We start from the raw sequence: 25,486 nt of genomic DNA, 5'->3' as shown, positions 1-25,486 counted from the left end.
CGCACGGAATTGGGGCGCGAAGGTTAACGGGCGGAGCAAGAGGTGATTGGTGACTGGTGATTCGTGAGCAGTCGCCCTCTGGCTACTTAGTCACCACTCACTATTCACGACTCACCCGTCACCCCTCCTTCGCCGTCCCCTCGACCAAGGGCACGAAACGCACTTCCGTCAGACTTTCGCGGTGGAACGACCCGTCGCCCTGCCCGACGTAGCGATGCAGCATCTGCACCGACGTGCGGCCCACAGGCGCGACCAGCACCCCGTTCGGCTTCAGCTGTTTCAGCAGTTCGGTCGGCTCGGTCGGCGAGGCGGCCGTGACCATGATCCGGTCGAACGGCGCCTGTTCGGCCCAGCCCAGGCCGCCGTCGCCGTGCTTGGTGATGACGTTCTCGATCTTCAGGACCCGCAGCCGCGCCTCGGCCTCGACCAGCAGACTGCGATACCGCTCCACCGAATAGACATAGCGCGCCAGCCGGCTCAGCACCGCGCACTGGTATCCGCTGCCGGTGCCGATCTCCAACACCCGGTGACGCGCCTGCACCTCCAGCGCCTGGGTCATCAGGCCGACGATATAGGGCTGGCTGATCGTCTGGGCGCAGTCGATCGGCAGGGCCTGATCCTCCCACGCCTGATCCAGGAACTTTTCGTGCACGAAGACCGCGCGGTCGATGCTCTCCATCGCCTTCAGCACGCGCGGGTCCGTGACCCCCTGCTGCCGCAGCGACAGGATCAGCCGCCCGGCCCGGTCGTCGTGCAGGTTCATGCGGCGGTCGCCACGCTCTTCGGCGGCGCCCCGCCCAGCACCTTCTTCAGGTCATTCACGCTGGTCATGTGCGTCAGGTCGATATGCAGCGGCGTGACCGAGATCCGCCCCTCCTCGATGGCCCGCAGGTCCGTGCCCTCGGCATGCTCCTGCTTTTCACCCCGGAAGCTCATCCAGTAATAGTCCCGCCCGCGCAGGTCGGTGCGCCGCACCGCGTGCATCTCGCCGACGTTGCGGAAGCCCTGGGTCGTCACCTCGACCTGATCGACCGCTTCGGGCGGGCGGTTGGGGAAGTTCAGGTTCATCACCACCCCGTTCGCCCATTTCTGCTCCAGCAGGCGGCTGATGATCGCCGGGGCGAAGGCCTCAGCCGTCTCCCAGTGCGCAACCACCTCGTCGTGAAACCGCTCCAGGCTCTGGCTCAGGGCGATGGAGCGGATGCCGAACGCCATCCCCTGCAAGGCCCCCGCCACCGTCCCGGAATAGCTGACGTCCTCGCCGATATTGTGCCCGCGATTGACGCCCGACAGCACCAGATCGGGCTTCTCCGGCATCAGGTCGTTGACCGCCAGCACGACGCAGTCGGTCGGCGTGCCCGTCACCGCGAACCGCTTTTCGCCCAGGTTCAGCACCCGCAGCGGCTCGGTCAGGGTGATCCCGCGCCCCTTGCCCGACTGCTCGACGGCGGGCGCGCACACCCACACGTCGTCGCTCAGCGTGCGCGCGATCCGCTCGAGGCATTCCAGGCCTTCCGCCTCGATCCCGTCGTCGTTGGTCAGGAGAATACGCATCTTTTCCTTCGTCATCCTCCGGCGAGCGCAGCGAGACCGGGGGACCCAGCGGCGCCGAAGGCGAAATGGTTGGGCATCGCGATGCCGGCAAATCGGGACCGCGACAGGTTCGCGCTCGCGCGCGCCGCTGGGTCCCCCGGTCGCTTCGCGCCGGAGGATGACGAAAGCGAGGCGTCACCCCACATGCGTCAACCCGCCCATATAGGGCTGCAACACCGCCGGCACGGCGATCCGCCCGTCGTCCTGCTGATAGTTTTCCATGATCGCCACCAGCGTCCGGCCGACCGCCAGGCCCGAACCGTTCAGCGTATGGACGAACTCGGTCTTCTTCTCGCCGGCGCGCTTGAACCGCGCGTCCATGCGCCGCGCCTGGAAGTCTCCGCAGTTCGAGCAGCTGCTGATCTCGCGATAGGTCCCCTGGCTGGGCAGCCAGACCTCCAGGTCGAAGGTCTTCTGCGCCGAAAAGCCCATGTCGCCCTTGCACAGCAGCATCCGCCGGAACGGCAGCTCCAGCGCCTTCAGCACGGCTTCCGCGCACGCCGTCATCCGCTCATGCTCGGCGTCTGAGTCCTCCGGCCGCGCGATCGACACCATCTCGACCTTCGAAAACTGATGCTGGCGGATCAGACCGCGCGTATCCCGCCCCGCCGACCCCGCCTCGGCCCGGAAGCACGGCGTCAACGCCGTCATCCGCATCGGCGTCGCCAGCGCGTCCTCAGACAGAATGGTGTCACGCACGAGGTTGGTCAGGGAGACCTCGGCGGTAGGGATGAGGAAGTGGCGCTTAGCAATCATGCGAGGCCGCAAAGCTTTAGCTAAATCCTCTGCCGTTCCTTCTCCATCAGCCAGATGAAAACGGACGCCGCCTTCGTCTGGATGGGACACCATCAAGCTGTCTGCGTTGACGAGAAAATCGTCGGTCAAAAGCGAAAAATCAGCTTCGCCTACTTCGGTCCAACGACGATGGAAATCTCCCTCGATTAAACTCGACGCGAAAAACAGGTCATTCTCGAACTTGGGCAACTGCCCGGTCCCGAACATCGCCTCGTCTCGAACCAGCAGCGGCGGGTTCACTTCCAGATACCCGTGCTGGTCCGTCTGCATATCCAGCATGAACTGCCCCACGGCCCGTTCCAGCCGCGCCAACTGCCCTTTCAGCACCGCGAACCGCGCGCCCGACATTCTGGCCGCCGCCTCGAAGTCCAGCATCCCCAGGGCCTCGCCCAGGTCGGCGTGGTCCTTGGCCGGACCGGTGCGACGCGGCTCGCCCCAGGTCGAGACTTCGACGTTGCCCGCCTCGTCCTCGCCGTCCGGCACATCTTCGGCCGCCAGGTTCTTCTGCGCCGCCAGCAGGTCGCGCAGCGCCTTGCCGACACGCGTCTCGACCTCGGCCGCCGCCGCGATGTCGCCTTTCAGCGCCTCGACCTCGGCCTTCAGCCGGTCGGCCTCGGCCATGTCCTTGCGCCCCATGGCGGCGCCGATCAGCTTGGAGGCCGCGTTGCGCTTGGCCAGGGCGTCCTGCCCCGTCGTCTGGGCGTGACGCAGTTTGGCATCCAGCTCTAAGATATCGTCCACCACCTTCTGTGCGTCATCCACCCCGCGCGACGACCAGCCCGCCACGTAAACCTGGGGGTTCTCGCGAATGGCTCTGATGTCGTGCATGGTCTGAAACTTCGGCTGGGCGGGAGAAGCCGAACGCTCTACCCGCCCACGCGGAATCGGGCAACGCGAGAAGCTCGCATCATCGTCTCCTCCCCGCTCTGCGGGCAGGGGCTCGTGGCGACTGCCCGAGGGCGCTTCCGCACGTCGAAACATCCCATTCACCCGCCCCAGAATCGCGCCTACAACCGAACCATGGCCACGCTTCGCCCCGACATGCTGGCGACCTCGCTCGCGCGCATCTTTGAAGGTCGCATGGTCGACCGGGCCAGTTGGTTTGCGCTGACCGGCGGCGAGCCGCTGTTCACGGAGGGCGACCCGGCCGACACCCTGTGTCTGGTCCGGTCCGGCCGTCTGGGCGTGTTTCGGATGGAGCCGGATCAACCGCCGCACATGCTGGGCGTCGTCAAGGCGGGCGAGCCGGTGGGCGAAATGGCCATGCTGGCCGGCACGCCGCACACCGCCACCGTCGTCGCCCTGAGGGACAGCGAAATCCTGGCCCTGCCGCGCGAAGCCTTTTTCGAGGCCGCCCGCACCGAGCCGGACCTGATGGTCGAGCTGTCGCGGCTGATGATCCACCGCGCCCGCGAACGCACGGCGGGCGCGTCTGAGCCCAGTGTCTTCGGCTTCGTCTCCGCCCGCCCCCGCCCCATCCGCGCCTTCGTCGAACGCATCGCCGCGGCCATCCAGGCCATGGGCTTCACCTGTCAGGTCATCGACCAGTCGGCCCTGGCCTCGGCGTCCGAATGGTTCAGCCGGGTGGAGGGCGACCACGACTATGTCCTCTATGTCGCCGAACAGGATCAGCCCGCCTGGGCCAGCCTGTGCGCGCGTCAGGTGGACCGGATGTTCATCGTCGGCAGCGGCCTTCTGGCGCCCCCGTCCGCCGTGCCGCGCCGTCAGGGCTTCGGCGACGGCCGCCGCCTGACCGACCTGATCCTGCTGCGCGATCCGCGCATGCATCATCCGGCCAACACCCGCGTCTGGCTGGATGCGCTCCAGCCCGATCGCTGGTTCCATTGCGTCGAGGGACTGGCCAATGACTCCGAGCGGATCGCCCGCGTCGTCACCGGCACGGCGGTCGGCCTGGTCCTGTCCGGCGGCGGCGCGCGGGCCTATTGCCACATCGGCGCGATCCGGGCGCTGGAAGAGGCCAAGGTCCCCATCGACTTCGCCGGCGGCGCCTCCATGGGCGCGGTCGTCGCCGCCGGCCCGGCCCTGGGCTGGTCCTTCGAACGGCTGGATTTCGAGATTCGACGCGCCTTCGTCGAGTCCGATCCGCTGTCGGACCTGGCCGTACCGATCATCGCCATGTCCCGCGCCCGAAAAGTCGCCCGTTTGCTGGAGCAGGCTTACGGCGACATCGACCTTGCGGACCTGGCCCTGCCGTTCTTCGCCGTCTCTTCGAACCTGACCTCGGGCCGAATCGAGGCCCATCGCACGGGCCTGATGCGGCGGGCCATGCGCGCCTCCATCGCCATTCCCGGCGTCCTGCCGCCGGTCGTGATGGACGGTCAGGTGCTGGTGGACGGCGCCGTGCTGAAGAACTTCCCCACCAGCGTGATGCGCCAGCTGAACAGCGGACCGATTATCGGCGTGGACATGTCCCAGACGCGCGGCGTCGACCCCCAGGCGCTGGAAAATCCGCCGTCCTGGTGGAAATGGGTCCTGTCCGGTGCCTGGAAGGCCGGCCCGCCCATCGTCTCGATCCTGATGCGCTCGGCGACCATCACCACCGACGCCGAGATGACCCAGTCGCGGGCCGACGCCGACATTCTGGTCCTGCCCCAGGTCGCCGGTAGCGATATTCGCGACTGGAAGACCTACGACGGCCCCGTCGCCACGGGCTATGAGGCGATGAAGGCCGCGCTGGCCGAACTGACGGTCCCCGTCACCCACCTGCGGCGACGGGTTCCGGTGCTTTAGGTCACAGCGGCGCGCAGGCCCGCTTCAGCCAGTCCAGCGCCTCGCCGTCCATCAGCGGCCCGACCTTGGCCAGCGTTTCGGCGTGATAGGCGTCGACATAGGCCCGCTCGTCCGGCGTCAGCATCTCCACCGTGATCAGCTTCCGGTCGATCGGCGCGAACGTCAGCTGCTCGAACCCGTGCATCGGCCGCTCGCCGCCCTCGGGGACCACGGCCGGCGTCACCACCTGCAGGGTCTCGATGCGGATGCCCCAGTGGCCTTCGCGGTAATAGCCGGGCTCGTTGGACAGGATCATCCCTTCCAGCAGCGGCTGGGACGTGCCCCATTTCGCGATCCGCTGCGGCCCCTCGTGGACCCCCAGATAGCTGCCGACGCCGTGGCCGGTGCCGTGATCGTAATCCAGCCCTGCCGCCCACATCGGCGCCCTGGCGATGGCGTCCAGCGCCATGCCGCTGGTCCCGGCCGGGAAGCGGATCGTCGCCATGGCGATATGCGCCTTCAACACCAGGGTGAACTTGTGGCGTTGGTCCTCGCTCGGCTCGCCCACCGCCATGGTGCGGGTCACATCGGTCGTGCCGTCCAGATACTGGCCGCCGCCGTCCACCAGCAGCAGCGAGCCCTTCTCGACCTTGCGAATGCTGGCGCCGACCGGCTTGTAATGCGGCAAGGCCCCGTTCGGCCCGGCCCCGGCGATGGTGTCGAAGCTCAGATCCTTCAGCGCCCCGGTCTGCTCGCGGAACCGCTCCAGCGCCTCGACCACCTCGCGCTCGTCCGGCAGGGTCTCCTGCACCACCGTATCGACCCAGTGCAGGAACCGGCTCAGCGCCGCCCCGTCGCGGATATGCGCCTGACGGCTGCCCTCGATCTCCACCGAATTCTTGGCTGCGCGGGGAATGGCGCAGGGGTCCATAGCCCGCACCACCGTCGCGCCCGCCGCGTCCAGCCGGTCGAAATACCAGGCCGAGGACAGCGACGGATCGATCATGACCTTTTGGCCCGCCAGCCCGTCCAGCGCCGCGGGCAGCTGCTCGGTCGCCTCGATGCGAACATCGTCGCCCAGCCAGCCCGGCAAAGCATTCGTCACCTTGGCCGGATCCAGGAACAGCCGCGCCTTGCCGTCCGCCGCCAGGATGGCCTGGCCGATCGGCAGAGGCGACCGGATCACGTCCCCGCCGCGCACATTGAACAGCCAGGCGATCGACATCGGCGCCGTCAGCACGACCGCGTCTGCGCCGGCGTCCGCCACGACCTTGCCGATCCGCGCCCGCTTCGATGCATGGCTCTCGCCGGAATAGACGTCCTCATGCGGCACGACCGGCGCCGTCGGCTGGGCCGGACGATCGGCGCCCCAGGCCAGATCCAGCGGATTGGCGTCCACGGCGCGCAACTCGGCCCCCGCCTTCTGCGCCGCCGCCTTCAAGGCGACCAAGGCATCCGGGCTGTGCAGACGCGGATCGTAACCGATCACCGCCCCCTTCGCCGCCGTCTCCAGATAGGCGGCGACCTCGGTCAGATCGCGCCGCTCGAAAAGCGCCGGATCGGTCTGGGCCTTCACCTGAACGGTGTAGCGACCGTCGGTGAACATGCTGGCCCGATCCTGAAACACCACCGCCGCCCCGGCCGAGCCGGTGAAGCCGGTCGCCCAGGCCAGGCGCTCGTTGGCATCCGGCAGATATTCGTTCTGATGCTCGTCCTCATGCGGGATCAGAAACCCGTCCAGCCCCTGCTTGGCCATTTCGGCGCGCAGCAGCGGCAGGTGCTTGGCCCCGAAGGACGGATCGGTCGTCTCGTCGAAAGTCTGGCGCATGATCGATCCTCAGCCCTTGCGCAGTTGCAGCGCGCTCCAGGCGTCGTGATGTATGGTCTGCTCGACCGTGAAGCCCAGCGGCAGATAGGCCTCCAGCACACGCTCCTCCTGCGTGCGCAGCAGGCCTGACAGGATTGCGACCCCGCCGCTCTTCAGCGCCGCCCCGATCTCGGGCGCCAGATACACCAGCGGCGCGGCCAGGATATTGGCGAACACCAGGTCATACGGCTGATGCTGGGCGATGCGCGGATCGCTGAGACCATCGGCGAAATAGAAGTCGCACTTGGCCTCGTTGATCTCGGCGTTCTCATTGGCGATCCGGGCCGAGGGCTCGTCGATGTCGGTGCCGACCGCGATGGGCGTGCCCGTCTTAGCCGCCGCGATCGCCAGCACGCCCGTGCCGCAGCCGACGTCCAGCACCTTCTCGAAGCTTTCGGTCTCCAGCAGCTTGTCGAACGCCTCCAGGCAGCCCACCGTCGTGCCATGGTGGCCCGTGCCGAAGGCGGCGCCGGCGTCGATCTTCAGCGTGACGCGGCCCTCGGGCACCTTGCCCTGATCGTGCGCGCCATAGACGAAGAATCGTCCGGCCTCGACCGGCGGCAGGCCCGACAGCGACATGGCCAGCCAGTCGGCGTCCGCCAGCTTCTCCACCAGCACCGTCACCGGATAGCCCGCCAACACCGCCTTCAGCCCCTCGACCTCGTCATCGGTCGTGGGGAAGGCGTCGATGCGCCAGACGTCATTGTCCTCGTCCTCTTCCAGGATCGAATAGGTCGCGCCTTCCAGCCGCGGATCGGCGTCTACGGCCTCTGCGGCGGCCTCTGCGGCGGCGCGCGGGCCGCGTGCGATTATCTGAAGTGCGGACTCGGACATTTTTCAAACACCGGTAATATGACGAATCGTAGCGATCCGGTGCTGAACGCCCGTCGCCGCCGCGTTTTTATCAAACCGAGGGGTCGGGGAATACATGGCCAAGTCACCGTCTACGTCTAAACCTGCGTCGCCAAAGCCGGCGACCGCCGCTTCCAAGCCTAAAGCCGCGCCGAAGTCGAGCGCCGTGAAGACCGCCGCCGAGAAAACCGCTGCGCCGAAGGCCGCCGCCCCCAAGGCCGCCGCTAAGCCGGTCGCCGCCAAGCCCGCAGCCAAGCCGAAAACCGCCCCTGCCCCCAAGGCTGCTCCGAAGGCCGCGCCCAAAGCCGCCGCCCCCAAACCGGCCGCAGCCAAGCCCGCCGCCGCCAAGACGGCAGTGAAGCCTGCAGCTTCGAAAGCGGCCGCACCGAAGTCGACAGCGGCAAAGCCTGCTGCCCCCAAGGCCGCCGCTTCGAAACCCGCTGCCGCCTCGAAGGCTGCGCCTGCCGCAAAGCCGGCCGCAGCGGTGCCCAAGCCTGCGGACCCAGTCGCCGCGCCCAAGCCCGCCGCTGCGCCCGCACCCGCTGCTGCGCCCGCCGCTGCGGCGCCCGCGCCGACGCCGGCTCCCGCTGCCAAGCCGGTCGAAGCCCCCAAGCCGGCGCCGGCGCCCGCCGCCAAGCCCGAGGAAAAGGGCTTCTTCGCCAAACTGGGCGACATGATCTTCGGCAAGCGCTGATCGCACTTTCTCTCTGATCCAGCAGATCGCCGGACGGCTCGCCCGTCCGGCGATTTTCGTTTGCGGGCCGCATTTTACGGCCGGCGGCCTGCTGAGCGAAAAACCAGGAATACTTGACTTCTGCGCAGGGGCTTCTATATGCCCCCCAGCCTCGGGACAGGTCTGCGATACGCGCCGCCCGCTCGCCCAAAGAGGGGCGGTTCCGTCGCTGCTATGCACGCAGACGCTTTCTCTCCCAAGGATTCATGACAGAATTTTCGCAACTGGGCCTTTCGCCCACGACCCTTCAGGCCGTCGCCGACACCGGCTACACGACCGCCACGCCCATTCAGGAACAGGCGATCCCCGTCGCCCTCGCCGGCCGCGACGTCTTGGGCATCGCCCAGACCGGCACCGGCAAGACCGCCGCCTTCACCCTGCCCCTGGTCGATCGCCTGTCCACCGGCCGCGCCCGCGCCCGCATGCCGCGCGCCATCGTCCTGGCGCCGACCCGCGAATTGGCCGACCAGGTCGCCGAGAGCTTCGCCAAATACGCCAAGGGCACCAAGCTCAGCTGGGTCCTGCTGATCGGCGGCGTCTCCATGGGCGACCAGGTCGCGGCGCTGAACAAGGGCGTCGATGTCCTGATCGCCACGCCCGGCCGCCTGCTCGACCTGTTCGAACGCGGAAAGATGCTGCTGACCGGCGTCGAGATCATGGTCGTCGACGAGGCCGACCGGATGCTGGACATGGGCTTCATCCCCGACATCGAGCGCATTTTCAAACTGACGCCGCCGCGCCGCCAGACCCTGTTCTTCTCGGCGACCATGCCGCCGGAGATCACGCGCCTGACGACCGCCTTCCTCAAGGATCCGACCCGGATCGAGGCCTCGCGTCCGGCGATGACCGCCGACACCATCACCCAATATATCGTCCGCATCCCGACCTCGGACCCCAAGGCCAAGCGGACCGCCCTGCGCGCCTTGGTCGGTCGTGAGGATGTGCGCAACGGCATCGTCTTCTGCAATCGCAAATCCGAAGTCGATATCGTCGCCAAGTCGCTTAAGACCCACGGCTTCGACGCTGCCCCGATCCACGGCGACCTGGATCAGTCGCACCGGATGAAGACCCTGGCGGATTTTCGCTCGGGCGCGCTGACGATTCTGGTTGCCTCGGACGTCGCCGCGCGCGGTCTGGACATCCCCGACGTCAGCCACGTCTTCAACTACGACGTCTCGCACCACGCCGACGACTACGTCCACCGCATCGGCCGCACCGGCCGCGCCGGCAAGCTGGGCCAGGCCTTCATGATCGTGACCCCGGCCGACTACAAGTCGCTGGATAAGGTGCTGAAGCTGATCAAGAAGGATCCGGAAGAGCTGGTTCTTGAAGGTATCGACTTCGCCGCCATTAAAGACGGCCCGCGACGTGACGACAAACGCTCGGGCGAACGCGGTCGCAGCCCGTCGCGCACCAGCAGCGCGCCCACCCCGTCCGCCGAGCCTGTCGAGATCGCTCCCGTCAACGCTGCGCCATCGTCTGAAGAGGCTGCGGCGCCCCGCAGCCGCAGCCGCCGCAAGGCCCGCCCCGAGGCGCCGGTCGAAGTTGCAGCTCCCGTCGCCGCCGCAGTCGAGGCGGATGCGATCGTCGAACCCGTCGAAACGGCCCGCGCCCCGCGTACTGAGCGCGCAGACCGCGAGCCGCACCTGTTGCAATCGGATCGCCGCGGTGACCGCAGGGCCGACAAGAGCGATACTCAGCGCCAGGGCGTGCGTGGCTTCGGCGACGACATCCCCGCCTTCCTGCGCCGGCCGGTCGTCATCCGCGCCTGAACTCGTGCACAACGGCGCGGTGAAACGCCGCGTCGTTTACCCTGCATTACGGAACATCCCGTAGTGTGCGCCCCGACACAGCTCCAGAACAGGGGCCCAGGGGAACAAGAATGTCGAAAAAGGTCGAGACGGCGCTAAGAGCTCCTCAAGCCTATGCTTTGGCGCGCAACGTCATCGGCGAAATGGAGAAGGCGGGCGTTTGGCCCACTCCGCTGAACTTCGAGCTTTGGCTGCACTACATCAGCGATCCCGACGGCCCCCTCGCCCAGGAAATCCGCCGTCTGCTGGCGCAGTCCGCCGTCATCAGCGACAAGACGTCCGAAATGCTGGCCGCCGAGTTCCTGCCGCGCGGCCGCCTGCCGGATCAGATCCGCGACGTCGGCGCCGTGCTGGACCGCGAATTGGCCAGCGTCGCCAGCGCCATCGCCATGGCGCACAAGACCCAACACGACTATGGCGAGACCCTCGCCGACGCCTCCCAGTGCATGGAAACCGTCGATGATCCGTCGTCGCTGAAGGATCTGGTCGGCGACCTGTCGACCGCGACCAACCGCGTGCGCCGTGAAACGGCGATCCTCGAAAAACGTCTGGAAAAGTCCAACAAGGAAGTCATCCGCCTGCGCGAAAACCTGGAACAGGTGCGCCGCGACGCCATGACCGACGCCCTGACCAATCTGGCCAACCGCAAGGCCTTCGACGAACGGCTGGAGGCCGCGTGCGCCGAGGATGACGGCGCGCCGCTCAGCCTGGCCATCCTGGACATCGACCATTTCAAACGGTTCAACGACACCTGGGGCCACCAGACCGGCGACCAGGTGCTGCGATACGTCTCCACCGTCCTGTCCAACATCTGCGGCAAGACCCGATTCGCCGCCCGGTTCGGCGGCGAAGAGTTCGCCATCATCTTCCCCGGTGAAGGCGCTGGCGTCGTCATGGCCGCGTTGGAGAGCATCCGCAACGACGTGGCGTCACGCGCGCTGCGCCGTCGTTCGACCAATGATGACCTGGGCTCGGTGACTGTCTCCGCCGGCTTCGCCCAGCGCCAAAAAGGTGAAACCGCCGCCAGCCTGCTGGAACGCGCCGACGCCGCCCTGTACGAATCCAAACGTGCAGGCCGAAACTGCGTCACGCCGGCCTCCTCGCTCGAAAAGGCGGCTTAGGGTCTGACAAGGCCAAGCTTTCTGCCATAGTCGTCCCATGCGCAGCTTCGCCTTCAACGTCGCCGACTGGATCCTGTCGATCGGCTACGGGCTGACCGCCGCCTTTGCTGCGCTCGCGCCCGGGAGCGGCCCGGCCAGCTGGGTCATCCGTCGCTATGTGAAGCGCATGGTCCAGGCCATGTCGATCTTCGCCGGCATCAAGCTGGACGTGCGTGGCAAGGACCGCCTGCCCGAGGGCGCCTTCATCATCGCCTCCAAGCATCAAAGCTGGGGCGACGGCTTTGCGACCTATGACCAGTTCGACGACATCGCCTTCGTCACCGGCGATCACCTGGAAAAGTTTCCCCTGCTGGGCGGCGTGCTGAAGAAACTGGGCGCCATCGTCGTCAACTCCTGCGGCGGCCACGAAGCGCGCAAGGCCCTGGCCATGCGCGCCGCCGAGGCCCGCGCCGAGAACCGCAAGATCCTGATCTATCCCGAGGGCCATCTCGCGCCCGTCGGCAAGAAATTCAAATATCGCTCCGGCGTCTGGCACATGTACCGCGACTTCGACGTGCCCGTCGTGCCGCTCGCCACCAACCTCGGCCTCTTCTGGCCAGAGGAACAGTACGAAAAACACCCCGGCACGGCGACGTTGGAGTTCCTCGCCCCGATCCCCGTCGGCCTGCCCAAGGAGGAATTCCTGGCTCGCCTCGAAGCCGTCATCGAGACCCGCACCGCCGAGCTCGTCGCCCAGGCCACGGGTCAACCCGTGACGCCGGCCGTGCTGATCGAGGCGCCGACGAAGTAGCGCGCTTCGGCGTCTTCCCCACCGCCACGTCCAACGGCCGCCGCGTCCAGGCGACGGCTTCGTCGGGATCGTCAAGGGCCGCGTCGGTCAGTGTCCGGCAGCCCATCAGATCAGGGCCCCTCTCAGTCGGCGGCGACCGGCACGATGGTCACGCTCTCGCCGCAGCCGCAGGCGTCGGTCTGGTTCGGATTGTTGAACACGAACTTGGACGCCAGCCGCGTCGTCTCATAGTCGATCTCGGTGCCGATCAGAAACAGCACGGCCTTGGGCTCGATCAGGATGGTGACGCCCTTGTCCTCGACCACCTCGTCCATCGGCCCGATCTCGTCGGCATAGGCGAAGGTGTATTCCTGCCCGGCGCACCCGCCGTTCTTGATGCCGATCCTCAGGCCGATGTGATCGTTCTCGGCATTGTCCAGGATCTCACGCACCCGCTCTGCGGCTGCGTCCGTCAGGGTGACGGCCTTGGGGCGCGGGCGGCGCGGACGGGATGTGGCTTGAAGCTCGGTCATCAGAACAGGTCCATCAGAACATATTCAGGGCCAGCTTGGCCTCGTCGCTCATCTTGGAGGCGTCCCACGGCGGATCGAACACCAGATTGGCCTTGGCGCTGCGCACGCCTTCGACCTTCTCCACCGCCGTCTCGACCCAGCCCGGCATTTCGCCGGCGACCGGACAGCCGGGCGCCGTCAGCGTCATGTCCACCACCACGTCGCGGTCATCGTTGACGTCCACGCGGTAGATCAGGCCCAGCTCATAGATGTCGACAGGGATTTCCGGGTCATAGACCGTCTTCAGCGCCTCGATCAGCTGATCGGTCAGGGTGTCCAGCTCGGCCTGCGACAGGGCGCTTTTCTGGGGTTCGTCCCAGGCGTCCCTGAAGGCGTCGCTGTCTTGAATCGGTTGATCTGTCATCGGCTTACACGAAGAAGTTCCGCGCCTTGATCAGCGCATCCACGAAGGCGTCGGCATCCTCCACGGTGTTATATAGGGCGAAGGAGGCGCGGGTGCTCGACGTCACCCCCATTCTTTTCGCCAGCGGCTCGGCGCAGTGCAGACCCGCCCGCACCGCGACCCCGTATCGGTCCATGATCTGGGCGACGTCATGGGCGTGCGCGCCCTCGACGGCGAAGGTCAGGATCGCGCCCTTGCCTTCGGCCTGCCCCAAAATCCGCAGCCAGGTCTGACCCTGAAGTCGGTGGACGGCGTGCTGATAAAGGGCGTGCTCATGCGCCTGCACGGCCGCCCGGTCGTTTTGCGCCAGCCATTCCAACGCCGCGCCCAGGCCGATGGCCTCCAGGATCGGGGGCGTCCCCGCCTCGAACCGGTGCGGCGGCCGGGCATAGGTCACGCGGTCCTGCTCGACGGTCTCGATCATCTCGCCCCCCCCCTGATAGGGCGGCAGCGCCTCAAGCGCCTCGGCCTTGCCGTACAGGGCGCCGATGCCGGTGGGCGCAAAGAGCTTGTGCCCGGTCAGGACGTAGAAGTCGCAGCCGATGGCTTGAACGTCCGGCGTCGCATGGACCGCCCCCTGGCACCCATCGATCAGCACCTGCGCCCCCGCCGCATGGGCCAGACGGCTGATCTCGGCGACCGGATTGATCGTCCCCAGCACGTTCGACATGTGGGTGACCGCAACCATCCGCGTCCTCGGCCCCAGCAGGTCGGCATAGGCCGCCATGTCCAGCGACCCGTCGTCCTTGACCGGAATCCACCTGATCACCGCCCCGCGCCGTTCACGCAGCAAATGCCAGGGCACGATGTTGGAGTGATGCTCCATCTCCGAGACGATGATCTCGTCGCCCGGCTGGATCGACAGGCCCAGCCCATTGGCCACCAGATTGATCGCCTCGGTCCCGCCCTTGGTCCAGACCACCTGTTCGGGGCTTTCGGCGTTCAGGAAGCGGGCGACGATCTCGCGCGCCTTTTCAAAGGCCTCGGTCGCCTCGTTCGACAGGGTGTGCAGGCCGCGGTGGACGTTGGCGTAGCCGCCCTCCATCGTCGCCACCAGGGCGTCGATCACCGTGCGCGGCTTCTGCGCCGAGGCCGCGTTGTCCAGGTAGACCAGCGGCTTGCCGTTCACCTGTCGCGACAGGATCGGGAACTGCGCCCGCACGGCATAGGGATCGAAGGTGTTCACAACCGCGCCGTCAGCCATTCCCGCGCCACCTCTCTCGCGCCCTCATGCTCGATCCGGTCGATGACCTCGATCAGGAAGGCCTGGGTCAGCAGGGCGCGCGCTTCGTCGGCCGGAATGCCGCGCTGCTGCATGTAGAACAGGGCGCTCTCGTCCAGTGTCCCCACGGTATTGCCGTGCGCGCACTGCACGTCGTCGGCATAGATGATCAGTTCCGGCTTGGCGTCGATCTCGGCCCGCTCGGAGGCGATCAGCGCATGGTGGCCCATGCGCGCATCGGTGCCGTCCGCCCCGCGCTCGACCACGATCTTGCCCTGGAAGACGCCGCGCGCCGTATCGCGAGCCACGCCCTTGATCAGTTGCGAGGTCGCGCCGTCGTGTTCCACATGACGCACCACGCTGGTTAGGTCTGCATGACGCGATCCGTTCAGCAGATACAGACCGTCGGCCTGAACCTGCGCGCCCTGGGCATAGTGGGTGATGCGCGTTTCGATCCGCTGCAGCTTGGCGCCGGTCGCGATTATGGTCTGACGATAGACGCCGCCCGCCTCGACCTTCACATGGGCCTCGGCGATGGAGATGGCGTCCTCCGGCTCCTCGACCAGGACGACGCGCGTCACCTCGGCGCCGGCGGCCACATCCAGTTCCAGCGTATTGTGCGCCACATAGGCCGAGCCCGCGCCCTCGTGCGTTTCCAGCAGCAGCAGCTTGGCGCCCGCGCGCGCCGAAACCCGCGCGCTGGCCGTGTGGCCCGTGCCGACGGCGTCCGACACATAGCGCAACCGCAGTGTCCGCTCGCCCGAGGCGATGAAGTCGGTCACGCCCACGGCGCGTCCGTTGGCGAAGACGATCGCCTCCCCGCCCAGATCGTAAAACGGTCCCGGCGGCCCGACCTCGGCCGTGCCTGACGGCTCCGGCGCGGCGCGAAGGTAGCGCTTCAGGTCGCTGTATTTCCATGCTTCCGTCCGTCGCGACGGATAGGTTTCGGCGTCGCTCAGGTCGATGGCGAAGGCCGCGCTCATGCAGCTTGCGGCAGATACTTGTCGTACCCTTCCGCCTCCAGCTCCAGCGCCAGCTCCGGCCCGCCCGAGGCCACGATCCGACCGCCGGCCAGCACATGCACCCGGTCCGGTTTGATGTAGTCGAGCAGGCGCTGATAGTGGGTAATGACCAGCATGGCGCGATCCGGCGACCGCAGCGCGTTCACCCCTTCCGACACGATCCGCAGGGCGTCGATGTCCAGGCCGGAATCGGTCTCATCCAGGATCAGCAGCGACGGCTCGAGCAGAGCCATCTGCAAGATTTCCATCCGCTTCTTCTCACCGCCGGAGAAGCCGACGTTCAGCGGCCGCTTCAGCATGTCGAAGTCCATCTTCAGCGCCTTGGACGCTTCCCGCACCAGCTTCAGGAAGGCCGGCGCCGCCACCTCCTCCTCGCCCCGCGCGCGTTTCTGGGCGTTCAGCGCCGTCCGCACGAAGGTCAGAGCCGGCACGCCGGGGATCTCAATCGGATACTGGAACGACAGGAAGACGCCCTTGGCCGCCCGCTCGGCCGGGTCCAGCGCCAGCAGGTCCTCGCCCGACCATGCGACAGACCCTTCCGTCGCCTCATAGCCGGGCCGTCCCGACAGGGCGTAGCCCAGCGTCGACTTGCCCGCGCCGTTCGGCCCCATGATGGCGTGCACTTCGCCGGCGGGAACGTCGAGCGTCAGGCCCTTGAGGATCGGCTTTTCGCCGACAGAGACGTGGAGGTTGTTGATATTAAGCATTGTTTCTTCTTGATTATCCAACCGAGCCTTCAAGGCTGATCGCCACCAGCTTCTGCGCCTCGACGGCGAACTCCATCGGCAGTTTCTGCATCACGTCGCGGACGAAGCCGTTGACGAGCAGGGCCACCGCCTCCTCCTGCGACAGCCCCCGCTGCTGGGCGTAGAACAGCTGGTCGTCCGACAGACGCGTCGTCGTCGCCTCGTGCTCCAGCTGGGCCGAGCCGTTGCGCGCCTCGATATAGGGGATGGTGTGCGAGCCGCAGTCCTTGCCGATCAGCAGGCTGTCGCACTGGGTGAAGTTGCGCACCCCCGTCGCCTTCGGATGCACCGAGACCAGACCGCGATAGGTCGAGTCCGACCGCCCCGCCGACACCGCCTTGGCGATGATCCGCGACTTCGAATTCTTGCCCAGGTGGATCATCTTGGTGCCGGTGTCGGCCTGCTGATGTCCGTTGGTGATGGCGATGGAATAGAACTCGCCCGAGCTCTCCTCGCCCTTCAGAACGCAGGACGGATATTTCCAGGTGACGGCCGAGCCGGTCTCGACCTGGGTCCACGACACCTTGGACCGATCACCCCGGCAGTCGGCGCGCTTGGTCACGAAGTTGTAGATGCCGCCCTTGCCCTCGGCGTCGCCGGGGTACCAGTTCTGGACCGTCGAATATTTCACCTCGGCGTCGTCCAGGGCCACGATCTCGACCACAGCCGCATGCAGCTGGTTCTCGTCGCGCATCGGCGCGGTGCAGCCCTCAAGGTAGGAGACGTAGGCCCCCTTGTCGGCGATGATCAGGGTCCGCTCGAACTGGCCTGTCTGGCTGGCGTTGATGCGGAAATAGGTCGACAGCTCCATCGGGCATTTGACGCCCGGCGGGATGTAGACGAATGACCCGTCCGAAAAGACCGCGCTGTTCAGCGCTGCGAAATAATTGTCCGAGACCGGCACCACCGACCCCAGATATTGCCGCACCAGATCAGGATATTCGCGCAAGGCCTCGGAAATCGGCATGAAAATCACGCCGACCTTGGCAAGTTCTTCCTTGAAGGTCGTGACCACCGACACGCTGTCGAACACGGCGTCCACGGCGACCTTTGGGGCGCCCTGCACCCCGGCCAGCACCTCCTGCTCCTTCAGCGGGATGCCCAGCTTCTTGTAGATTTCCAGGATCTCGGGATCGACCTCGTCCAGCGACTTGGGCCCGTCCTTCTTCTTGGGGGCCGCATAGTAGAACAGGTCCTGATAATCGACCGGCTCGTAGCGGACCGCCGCCCAGGTCGGCTCCTCCATCGCCAGCCAGCGCTCATAGGCGGCCAGACGCCATTCCAGCATCCATTCCGGCTCGCCCTTCTTTTCGGAAATAAAGCGCACGATCTCGGCGCTCAGTCCCTTGGGCGCATATTCCGTCTCGATGTCGGACGTGAAGCCGTGCTCGTACTTCTCCAGCGCGGCGACGGCGTCGATGGTTTCCTTGACGGCGGCCATCAGGCGACCTCTCTCTCGCGCTCGGCGGCGCGCGTCTTGTGCTTGTTGTAGGCGGCGACCCAGGCGTCGGCGAACCGCACCCAGTCGCCCTCGACCGTGCCCCAGCCGCCAGAGACGCGCACGCCCCCGGTCGCCAGCGCATTCAGGCCCATGGCGCTGATGGTCTTGGACGGCTTGACCTTGCCCGACGAGCAGGCCGAGCCGGCCGACACCATGACGCCCGTCAGGTCCAGGGTGATCAGCTGCTGCGGACTGTCCCAGCCCTCGACCGCCATGAACAGGGTGTTGGGCAGCCGCGCCACGCCGCCGCCGATGATGGTCGCGCCTGCGGCCTTGACCTTCACCTCGGCCGCATCGCGCCAGGCGACGTGCGAGACCATCGTCTCCAGATCCCGCGCGGCGCAATCGGCCGCGACGCCGAACCCGGCGATGCCCGGGACGTTCTCCGTCCCGGCGCGCAGGCCCCGCTCCTGCCCCGCGCCGTGCAGGATCCGCACGCCCGACAGACCTTCCTTGAAGATCAGGGCGCCCACGCCCTGCGCCCCGCCCAGCTTGTGTGCAGACAGGGTCAGGGTGTCCGCGTCCAGCGCGCGCATATCGACAGCGATCTTGCCCGCCGATTGGATGGCGTCGACATGCAGCCAGCCGCCCGCCGCCCGCACCAGAGCCGCCGCCTCGGCGATCGGCTGGATGACGCCGCTTTCGTTGTTCGCATGATGGATGGCGACCACAGCCCGGCCCGGACGGCGCAGCGCCTCCGCCAGCCAGTCCAGATCGACCACCCCGTTCGCATCGACCGGCAGAATCTCTACGGCTACGCCCGCATTCGCGGCCGTCTCGGCAACGCACGGATGTTCCGTCGCTGAAACGATCAGCCGCTCGCACCCGGCCGCCAAGGCGCTGGCGATGCCCTGGGCATTGGCTTCGGTGCCGCCCGAGTTGAACACCACCGCCGTCGGGTCAGCCCCGACCAGATCCGCGACCTGCGCCCGTGCGGTCTCGACCCGCGCCCGCGCCCGCCGGCCCGCCGCATGGACTGCCGACGGATTGCCGTTGTCGGCCAGGGCCCTGGCCATGATCTCCAGCACTTCCGGCCGCACCAGGCCCGAGGCGTTATAATCCAGATAGACGCCAGTCATGCCGCGACCCCCACGGCCGAGGCCTGGACATTGCGCCGACGCTGTCCCGTGCGGTTCATCACCACATCCTCCAGCGAAACGCCCGCCAGATAGCGATGGATCTCGTCGCCCAGGTCTTCCCACAGATTGTGGGTGATGCAGCGTTCGCCGGCCAGCATGCAGCCCTTGGGCGAGCCATGCGCCACGCATCGCGTCGCCCGAATCGGCTCATCCACCGCCAGCACGATCTCGGCGACCACCGTCTCGTGGGCCGCCTTGGCCAGACGGTATCCGCCGCCGGGTCCGCGCACGCTCTTGACCAGTTCGCTCTTCCTCAGACGGGCGAACAACTGCTCCAGATAGCTCAGCGAAATCTCCTGGCGCGCGGCGATCTCGGCTAGCGAAACCGCCCGGATCTCACCACTCTCGCCGCGCCCGTTTTTCGCCAGATCGGCCATCGCCATCACGGCGTATCGTCCTTTGGTCGACAGACGCATTTCGCACCTTCAAAAATTGCGCGCTTTTCGGGGCTCCTGTGCTAGAACCCGCGCCTTCGCAAAGGCGGCGCGCTTGCGGAGGGACTTAGAAAGTCCCACCTCTGCGGTCAAGTATTACGCACTCGCGAAATGACAGTTGAACGGATTCCAGAGCCCCTATGCCTGAAGTCATCCTGCCCGGCGCCTCCGGTCGCATCGAAGGCCGCTATTCCCCGGGCAAGCGCCCGAACGCCCCGATCGCGCTGATCCTGCACCCGCACCCCAAGGCGGGCGGGCATATGAACAACCCGGTCGCGGTCACGCTGCACCAGCTGTTCCAGCAGCGCGGCTTTGCGACCCTGCGCTACAACTCGCGCGGCGTCGGCAAGTCGCAGGGCGAGTTCGATTCGGGCATCGGCGAACTGGCCGACGCCGCCACCGCCCTCGACTGGCTCCAGGCCAACAATCCCGGCGCCAGCCAGACCTGGGTCGCCGGCTATCAGTTCGGCGCCTACATCGGCATGCAGCTTCTGATGCGTCGCCCCGAGACGGACGGCTTCATCTCGGTCTCGCCGCCGTCGAATATGTACGACTTCAGCTTCCTGGCGCCCTGCCCGGCGTCCGGCCTGTTCCTGCACGGCACGGCCGACACCATCGTACCGCCGGTCGAGGTCGAGCGCGTGGTCAACAAGCTGCGCACCCAAAAGGGCATCATCATCGACTACGAACTGGAAGAGGGCGCCAGCCACTTCTGGCAGGACCACATGAGCGCGGTCGAAACCCGCGTCGGCGCCTATCTGGACAAGCGTCTGGAAGAAAAGCCGGCCTGACATCCGGCTTGTTATTCTGCTCGGCGTCACGGCTGATTAAGGCGCGGGCGGCATGATCGGGCGAGACATCGCTGCGAGATCCGCCATGCGCCAGCCTCTTCTGATCGCCTTGATCGCCTGCCTGGCCTCGCCCACGGCGGTGGCGGCTCAGTCCGCGCCAGAGCGCGAATTCTGCGCCGATCGCCCCGGCAAGGGCACGCCGACCTGCATCCTCGACAAGGGCCGCTGGCAGGTCGAACTCGGCCTGTTCGACGGCGCGCGTCAGACGGACGGCACGACACGGACCGACACTTGGGACGCCGGCGACCTGTTCGTGCGCTATGGCCTGACCGGCCTGACCGAGCTTCAGCTCGGGCTCGCGACCTGGAACCGCGAACGGATCCTCGACCGCGCGACCGGCGATCGTGATGTGAACGAAGGCGTCGGCGATCTCAGTCTCGGCCTGCGCCACTCGCTGAAGAACCCTGACGGCTCGGGCCTGTCCGTTGCGATTTCCGGCTTCATCACTGCGCCGACGGGTGCGCGCGATATTCGCGCCGACGGTTTCGAGGGCGGCGTCATCCTGCCGGTCTCCATCCCGCTGAACGACGACTGGAGCCTGAGCCTGTCGCCCGAGATCGACTGGGTCTCGGATGCGGACGGCGACGGCCGCCACGGCGCCTATACGATGGTCGCCGGCGTCGGACGCGGCTTCGGCCAATGGGACTTGGGCGCCGAGGTCTGGATCAGCCGCGACGATGATCCCGTCGCCCCGACCACGCCATCCACCTTCGACCTGACCGCCGTCTGGTCGCCCCCGGCCCTGCCCGACGCCCAGCTGGATTTCGGCCTCAACTTCGGCCTGAACGACGACAGCCCGGATGTGGAGTTCGGCGTCGGTCTCGCACGGCGCTTCTAGGCGAGATGACGCGGCGAAAAGGCAAGTCCAAGCCGGCAGAAACGGAACCCACGACAGTCTGAGCGTGGTTGCGGCCCAGGATCACCCTGGTCAACTATCTGCTGCTGTCGTTGCCGATATGGGCGCTCGCGCTCGTCGCGGGCAAGCTTACTCACACATCCCTGCCCTACAATGTCTGGGCTTTGCTGTGGGCGGCGCCGATGGGCCTGTATCTCGCCGCCCGCTGGATCTACTTCCTCGTCACGCTGATCTGGGCGATCCTGATCGAGATCGTGAAGGCCGTGCGAAAGCGGATTGCACGGCCCGATTAGATCACGCGGCCTCGACCACCGCCTCTTTCGCCGGCTCGGTGCGGATCATGTAGTCGAAGGCCGACAGACCCGCCTTGGATCCCTCGCCCATGGCGATGACGATCTGCTTGTATGGCACGGTCGTCGCGTCGCCCGCCGCAAAGATGCCCGGCTGCGAGGTCTCGCCGCGGTGATCCACCTCGATCTCGCCGCGCGGGGTCAGGCCCACCGCGCCGTGCAGCCATTCGGTGTTCGGGACCAGACCGATCTGCACGAAGATGCCTTCCAGATCGACGTCGTGATGGGCGTCGGAGTTGCGGTCCTTGTAGGACAGGCCCGTCACCTTCTCCCCGTCGCCATGCACTTGAGTCGTCAGGGCCGAGGTCACGATCCGCACGTTCGGCAGGGTCGCCAGCTTGCGCTGCAGCACCGCATCGGCCCGCAGCTCGCTGTCGTATTCGATCAGGGTCACATGGGCGACGATGCCCGCCAGGTCGATCGCCGCCTCGACGCCGGAGTTGCCGCCGCCGATCACCGCCACCCGCTTGCCCTTGAACAGCGGCCCGTCGCAGTGCGGGCAATAGGCCACGCCCTTGTTCTTGTACTGGTCCTCGCCCGGAACGTTCATCTGGCGCCAGCGCGCGCCGGTCGACAGGATGATGGTCCGCGATTTCAGCGATGCGCCGTTCTCCAGCACCACCTCGTGCAGGCCGCCTGGAACCTTGGCCGGGATCAGCTTGGCCGCCTTCTGCAGGTTCATCAGGTCCACTTCATACTCGCGGACGTGCTGCTCCAGATGGGCCGCCAGCTTGGGTCCTTCGGTGTAGGGGACCGAGACGAAGTTTTCGATCGCCATCGTGTCCAGCACCTGTCCGCCGAAGCGTTCGGCGACGACGCCCGTGCGAATGCCCTTGCGCGCCGTATAGATGGCGGCCGCCGCGCCGGCCGGCCCGCCGCCGACCACCAGAACCTCGAACGGATCCTTGGACTTCAGACGCTCGGCCGCGCGGGCTTCGGCGCCGGAATCCAGCTTGGCGACGATCTGCTCCAGCTCCATCCGGCCCTGACTGAACAGTTCGCCGTTCAGGAACACCGTCGGCACGGCCATGATCTTGCGGTCTTCGACCTCGTCCTTGAACAGGCCGCCCTCGATGGCGACATGTTTGATGCGCGGATTGATCACGCTCATCAGGTTCAGCGCCTGCACCACATCCGGGCAGTTCTGGCACGACAGCGAGAAATAGGTCTCGAACACATAGTCGCCGTCCAGGTCCCTGACCTGCTGGATCACCTCCTGCGCCGCCTTGGACGGATGGCCGCCGACGTGCAGCAGGGCCAGCACCAGCGAGGTGAACTCGTGGCCCAGCGGAATGCCCGCGAACCGCACGCCGATGTCCGTGCCCTTCCTGCGGATCAGGAAGCTGGGCTGCCGCTCGTCGTCATAGTCGCGGCCCATCTCGACCTTGCCGTGCGAGACCGAGACGATCTCCTCCAGCAGGGTCTTCAGCTCGATCGACTTGGGTCCCGCGCCCAGCGAGGCGACCAGTTCGACGGGATGGATGATGTTCTTGAGGTAGGCTTCGAGCTGGGATTTCAGATTGGCGTCTAGCATCGGATGCTCCTCGGAATTCAATAGGTTGAGCGCCGCCCTCAAGCCGCTTCAGGCGAGGACAGGACGCAAAAAGGCCGCGGGGCTGGAAACGCTACGCACCCCGCGGCCTCTGCGAACGCCCGAAAGGATCGGGCGTCCAGGCCGGCGACATCGAAACGCCGCCGGCCGAACCTGGGGTCTTAGATCTTGCCGACGAGGTCGAGCGACGGGGCCAGGGTGGCTTCGCCTTCTTCCCACTTGGCCGGGCAGACTTCACCGGGGTGCGAGCGCACATACTGGGCGGCCTTGACCTTGCGCAGCAGTTCGGCGGCGTTGCGGCCGATTCCTTCCGACGTCGTCTCGGTGAACTGGATCACGCCGTCCGGATCGACCAAGAAGGTCGCGCGGTCGGCCAGGCCCACGCCCGGACGCATGGCGTCGAAGTTGTTGGTCACCAGGCCCGACGGGTCGCCCAGCATCGTGTATTCGATCTTGCCGATCGCCGGCGACGAGTCGTGCCAGGCCTTGTGAGAGAAGTGGGTGTCGGTCGACACCGAATAGATCTCGACGCCCAGCTTCTGGAACTCGGCGTAGTGGTCGGCCAGGTCTTCCAGTTCGGTCGGGCACACGAAGGTGAAGTCGGCCGGATAAAAGAAGAAGATCGCCCACTTGCCCGCAACGTCGGCGTCCGTGACCGTCAGGAATTTGCCGCCCTTATAGGCTTCGGCCGTAAAGGGTTTGATGGTCGTGTTGATGAGGGCCATGCGCAAAATCCAATGCAAGGTGGTTGGGAGGCGCCCTCCCTACCGCACCGCATCAAATAAGCCCAATCACTTATTTGCAGATGCGCAATAGATTTTAGTTATGGAGCTCAATACAGCAGGAACGGCCGCCGCGCCTCTTCCCACGCCGCCTCGTCCGGCTGCGTCGCTGCATCCAGATCGCCCGGCGTCGCGCCTGCGTCGTCCACCCATTCCCGCAGGCCCGGCCCGCCGTTGATCACGTCGATGGGCAGTTTGCCGAACGCATATTCGTAAGGAAAATCCCGCCAAAGGTCATAGTCGCGATACAGCCGCCGGATCGCCTTGAAGCCCAGCGCCTGCACTCGCCACGGCTTGAAGGCGGCATGGTCATAGCCGGGGTGATCGACATGGATCTGCACCCCGCTGCACAGCTTGCCGACGTGCTTGTGGAAGGTCGGCTCGAACCACATGTCGCGCAAGACGCAGCCGCCCAGCCATCCCGGCGCCAGCGCCTGCATTTCCGCGATCACCGCCCGCGCGTCGATATCCGGCGCGCCGAACAGCTCCAGCGGCCGGGTGGTCCCCCGCCCTTCCGACAGGGTCGCCCCTTCCAGCATCACCGTGCCCGCATAGGCGCGCGCCATCGACAGGTTCGGCGCATTCGGGCTGGGATTGACCCATGACCGGTCCAGCAGCGGCCAGCCGAAGCCCGGCCCCGCCTCCGGCGCCCAGCCCTGCATCTCCACCACCCGGTAATCCACATCCAGCTTGAACTGGTCGATGAACCACAGGCCCAGTTCGCCCATCGTCATGCCGTGCCGCATCGGCATTGGCCCGGCCCCGACGAAGCTTTCCCAGCCGGGCTTCAACGTCATCCCCTCGACCGGCCGTCCCGCCGGATTGGGCCGGTCCAGCACCCAGACCGACTTGCCGTGTTTCGCCGCCGCCTCCAGCACGTACAAGAGCGTCGTCACATAGGTGTAGATGCGGCAGCCCAGGTCCTGCAGATCGACCAGCAGCACGTCGAACTCGGCCATCCATTCGTCGCGCGGCCGCCGCACCTCGCCGTACAGGCTGAAGACCGGGAAGCCGTGCACCGGATCGCGATAATCCGGGCTCTCCATCATATTGTCCTGCAGATCGCCCTTCATCCCGTGCTGCGGGCCAAAGGCGGCGGTCAGCCGGATTTCGGGACAGGCGGCCAGCGCGTCCACCGCATGGGTCAGATCCTTCGTCACCGACGCCGGATGCGCCAGCAAGGCCACGCGCCGTCCCTTCAGCTGCGCCCTCAGGGCGTCGTCGGACAAAAGGCGGTCGAGGCCGAAGTTCATGTCAGGTCCAGCGCGAACGAGTCGGGATGATGAAAGTCCGGCTTATCCGAAGGATGCGCCAGCGCCCAATAGCCGATCGCCCCGTCCACGCCCCGGATGACCGCTGCCAAGCCCGTCTTCAGGTTCGCCGCCCCGACCGCATCCTCCGACAAGGCCACGTCCGCCGTCAGCACGAACTGTCCGGGCGCCGACCGCGTCACGATGAAGGGCGCCAGCATCTCCAGCTCCCGCATCCCCTCGCGATAGCCGTCGAACCGATAGGCCGCCCACGCCCCCGACGGCGACAGATTGTATTCGACATAGCCGCCCGTCGTCCGCACGAAGGCCTCGAAACAGGTCGCCTGCCACAGCCCGTCCGTTCGCACCCGCGCCGCCGCCTCCGGCCGCCACACCCTCTCCACCGGTCCGGCCAGCACATACTCCAGGCTCAGCACCCGCCCCGCCCGCCGCGCCTCGACCTCCAGCGTCAGTCCCGCCGGGCTGGATGTCGGGTGCGGGATCAGGGGCAGGCGCATGGGGCCTTCGTATCGCA

Annotated in this window: 25 protein-coding genes; 8 read left to right on the top strand and 17 right to left on the bottom strand. The window is 66.8% G+C overall.

The features are described 5' to 3' along the window. Nucleotides 1-118: 118 nt before the first annotated feature. The 3 genes from VH88_RS07790 to serS all read right to left on the bottom strand — a co-directional run bounded on the left by VH88_RS07790 (nucleotide 119) and on the right by serS (nucleotide 3,216). Nucleotides 119-763, bottom strand: a complete 645-nt coding sequence (locus tag VH88_RS07790) for a protein-L-isoaspartate(D-aspartate) O-methyltransferase (protein WP_045810751.1) — start codon at nucleotides 761-763, stop codon at nucleotides 119-121. Further along, nucleotides 760-1,554 carry a 5'/3'-nucleotidase SurE gene (gene surE / locus VH88_RS07785; RefSeq protein WP_045810750.1) on the bottom strand — a complete coding sequence of 265 codons (795 nt, stop codon included), beginning with the start codon at nucleotides 1,552-1,554 and terminating at the stop codon, nucleotides 760-762. Before surE ends, VH88_RS07790 begins: the two co-directional genes overlap by 4 nt. 174 nt (nucleotides 1,555-1,728) lie before the next feature. Further along, a complete protein-coding gene (gene serS, locus VH88_RS07780; protein WP_045810749.1) occupies nucleotides 1,729-3,216 on the bottom strand; it encodes a serine--tRNA ligase in 1,488 nt (495 codons plus the stop codon). Nucleotides 3,217-3,408: 192 nt separating this feature from the next. Between serS and VH88_RS07775 the strand changes: the two genes are divergently transcribed. Beyond that, nucleotides 3,409-5,139: a patatin-like phospholipase family protein gene (locus VH88_RS07775; RefSeq protein WP_045810748.1), complete on the top strand. Its 1,731-nt coding sequence runs from the start codon at nucleotides 3,409-3,411 to the stop codon at nucleotides 5,137-5,139. Between the two features lies 1 nt (nucleotide 5,140). Here the strand turns inward: VH88_RS07775 and VH88_RS07770 are convergent, their stop codons facing one another. Both VH88_RS07770 and VH88_RS07765 read right to left on the bottom strand, forming a co-directional pair. Then, nucleotides 5,141-6,946, bottom strand: a complete 1,806-nt coding sequence (locus VH88_RS07770; RefSeq protein WP_045810747.1) for an aminopeptidase P family protein — start codon at nucleotides 6,944-6,946, stop codon at nucleotides 5,141-5,143. Nucleotides 6,947-6,955: 9 nt separating this feature from the next. Continuing rightward, nucleotides 6,956-7,819 carry a 50S ribosomal protein L11 methyltransferase gene (locus tag VH88_RS07765; protein WP_045810746.1) on the bottom strand — a complete coding sequence of 288 codons (864 nt, stop codon included), beginning with the start codon at nucleotides 7,817-7,819 and terminating at the stop codon, nucleotides 6,956-6,958. 184 nt (nucleotides 7,820-8,003) lie between these two features. Here VH88_RS07765 and VH88_RS15990 point away from each other — a divergent pair, with 184 nt between their 5' ends. The 4 genes from VH88_RS15990 (at nucleotide 8,004) to VH88_RS07745 (ending at nucleotide 12,292) form a co-directional block, all read left to right on the top strand. Further along, entirely contained in the window at nucleotides 8,004-8,531 is a 528-nt protein-coding gene (locus VH88_RS15990; RefSeq protein ID WP_197071023.1) for a hypothetical protein, read from the top strand. 245 nt (nucleotides 8,532-8,776) lie between these two features. Next, nucleotides 8,777-10,342 (top strand): DEAD/DEAH box helicase, encoded by a 1,566-nt coding sequence (locus VH88_RS07755; RefSeq protein WP_045810745.1) that lies wholly within the window; start codon nucleotides 8,777-8,779, stop codon nucleotides 10,340-10,342. Nucleotides 10,343-10,452: 110 nt separating this feature from the next. After that, the gene (locus VH88_RS07750; protein WP_045810744.1) at nucleotides 10,453-11,502 is read left to right on the top strand and encodes a GGDEF domain-containing protein; all 1,050 of its coding nucleotides are present in this window, start codon (nucleotides 10,453-10,455) and stop codon (nucleotides 11,500-11,502) included. Nucleotides 11,503-11,539: 37 nt separating this feature from the next. Then, nucleotides 11,540-12,292 (top strand): 1-acyl-sn-glycerol-3-phosphate acyltransferase, encoded by a 753-nt coding sequence (locus tag VH88_RS07745; protein ID WP_045810743.1) that lies wholly within the window; start codon nucleotides 11,540-11,542, stop codon nucleotides 12,290-12,292. 122 nt (nucleotides 12,293-12,414) lie between these two features. Here VH88_RS07745 and VH88_RS07740 read toward each other — a convergent pair whose 3' ends face one another. From VH88_RS07740 to VH88_RS07705, 8 genes are read right to left on the bottom strand one after another with little or no spacing between them, the layout of a single operon-like run. Further along, a complete protein-coding gene (locus tag VH88_RS07740) occupies nucleotides 12,415-12,804 on the bottom strand; it encodes an iron-sulfur cluster assembly accessory protein (RefSeq protein WP_045810742.1) in 390 nt (129 codons plus the stop codon). A 13-nt stretch (nucleotides 12,805-12,817) separates the two neighbouring features. Continuing rightward, complete coding sequence (locus VH88_RS07735) at nucleotides 12,818-13,207, bottom strand: SUF system Fe-S cluster assembly protein (RefSeq protein WP_039247388.1); 390 nt, start codon at nucleotides 13,205-13,207, stop codon at nucleotides 12,818-12,820. Nucleotides 13,208-13,211: 4 nt separating this feature from the next. After that, complete coding sequence (locus tag VH88_RS07730) at nucleotides 13,212-14,450, bottom strand: aminotransferase class V-fold PLP-dependent enzyme (protein ID WP_045810741.1); 1,239 nt, start codon at nucleotides 14,448-14,450, stop codon at nucleotides 13,212-13,214. After that, entirely contained in the window at nucleotides 14,429-15,451 is a 1,023-nt protein-coding gene (gene sufD, locus VH88_RS07725; protein ID WP_045810740.1) for a Fe-S cluster assembly protein SufD, read from the bottom strand. Before sufD ends, VH88_RS07730 begins: the two co-directional genes overlap by 22 nt. Next, a complete protein-coding gene (sufC, locus tag VH88_RS07720) occupies nucleotides 15,448-16,197 on the bottom strand; it encodes a Fe-S cluster assembly ATPase SufC (protein ID WP_045810739.1) in 750 nt (249 codons plus the stop codon). Before sufC ends, sufD begins: the two co-directional genes overlap by 4 nt. Before the next feature lie 13 nt (nucleotides 16,198-16,210). Continuing rightward, nucleotides 16,211-17,677 (bottom strand): Fe-S cluster assembly protein SufB, encoded by a 1,467-nt coding sequence (gene sufB, locus VH88_RS07715; protein ID WP_045810738.1) that lies wholly within the window; start codon nucleotides 17,675-17,677, stop codon nucleotides 16,211-16,213. Further along, a complete protein-coding gene (locus VH88_RS07710; protein ID WP_045810737.1) occupies nucleotides 17,677-18,816 on the bottom strand; it encodes a cysteine desulfurase family protein in 1,140 nt (379 codons plus the stop codon). The genes sufB and VH88_RS07710 overlap by 1 nt, the downstream gene beginning before the upstream one ends. After that, complete coding sequence (locus VH88_RS07705) at nucleotides 18,813-19,292, bottom strand: Rrf2 family transcriptional regulator (protein ID WP_045810736.1); 480 nt, start codon at nucleotides 19,290-19,292, stop codon at nucleotides 18,813-18,815. The genes VH88_RS07710 and VH88_RS07705 overlap by 4 nt, the downstream gene beginning before the upstream one ends. A 158-nt stretch (nucleotides 19,293-19,450) precedes the next feature. Here VH88_RS07705 and VH88_RS07700 point away from each other — a divergent pair, with 158 nt between their 5' ends. The 3 genes from VH88_RS07700 to VH88_RS07690 all read left to right on the top strand — a co-directional run bounded on the left by VH88_RS07700 (nucleotide 19,451) and on the right by VH88_RS07690 (nucleotide 21,310). After that, nucleotides 19,451-20,101: an alpha/beta hydrolase gene (locus VH88_RS07700; RefSeq protein ID WP_017504016.1), complete on the top strand. Its 651-nt coding sequence runs from the start codon at nucleotides 19,451-19,453 to the stop codon at nucleotides 20,099-20,101. A gap of 85 nt (nucleotides 20,102-20,186) precedes the next feature. Continuing rightward, the gene (locus VH88_RS07695; RefSeq protein ID WP_045810735.1) at nucleotides 20,187-20,999 is read left to right on the top strand and encodes a transporter; all 813 of its coding nucleotides are present in this window, start codon (nucleotides 20,187-20,189) and stop codon (nucleotides 20,997-20,999) included. Between the two features lie 68 nt (nucleotides 21,000-21,067). Then, nucleotides 21,068-21,310 (top strand): hypothetical protein, encoded by a 243-nt coding sequence (locus tag VH88_RS07690; RefSeq protein WP_045810734.1) that lies wholly within the window; start codon nucleotides 21,068-21,070, stop codon nucleotides 21,308-21,310. Between the two features lies 1 nt (nucleotide 21,311). On the opposite strand, the gene ahpF is transcribed toward VH88_RS07690, so the two are convergent. The 4 genes from ahpF to VH88_RS07670 form a co-directional block, all read right to left on the bottom strand. Further along, nucleotides 21,312-22,901, bottom strand: a complete 1,590-nt coding sequence (gene ahpF, locus VH88_RS07685) for an alkyl hydroperoxide reductase subunit F (protein ID WP_045810733.1) — start codon at nucleotides 22,899-22,901, stop codon at nucleotides 21,312-21,314. A 179-nt stretch (nucleotides 22,902-23,080) separates the two neighbouring features. Next, nucleotides 23,081-23,644 (bottom strand): alkyl hydroperoxide reductase subunit C, encoded by a 564-nt coding sequence (gene ahpC / locus VH88_RS07680; RefSeq protein ID WP_017504020.1) that lies wholly within the window; start codon nucleotides 23,642-23,644, stop codon nucleotides 23,081-23,083. Between the two features lie 107 nt (nucleotides 23,645-23,751). Beyond that, nucleotides 23,752-24,954, bottom strand: coding sequence for an exo-beta-N-acetylmuramidase NamZ domain-containing protein (locus VH88_RS07675; protein WP_045810732.1), 1,203 nt, complete (start codon nucleotides 24,952-24,954; stop codon nucleotides 23,752-23,754). After that, on the bottom strand, nucleotides 24,951-25,469 hold the full coding sequence (locus tag VH88_RS07670; protein WP_045810861.1) for a DOMON-like domain-containing protein: 519 nt from the start codon (nucleotides 25,467-25,469) through the stop codon (nucleotides 24,951-24,953). Before VH88_RS07670 ends, VH88_RS07675 begins: the two co-directional genes overlap by 4 nt. Between the last annotated feature and the right edge of the window lie 17 nt (nucleotides 25,470-25,486).

This window comes from Brevundimonas sp. KM4 (assembly GCF_000964075.1).
GTDB lineage: Bacteria > Pseudomonadota > Alphaproteobacteria > Caulobacterales > Caulobacteraceae > Brevundimonas > Brevundimonas huaxiensis.
The sequence above is the reverse complement of the archived record's forward strand: the minus strand, read 5'-3'. Positions and strand labels throughout refer to the sequence as shown.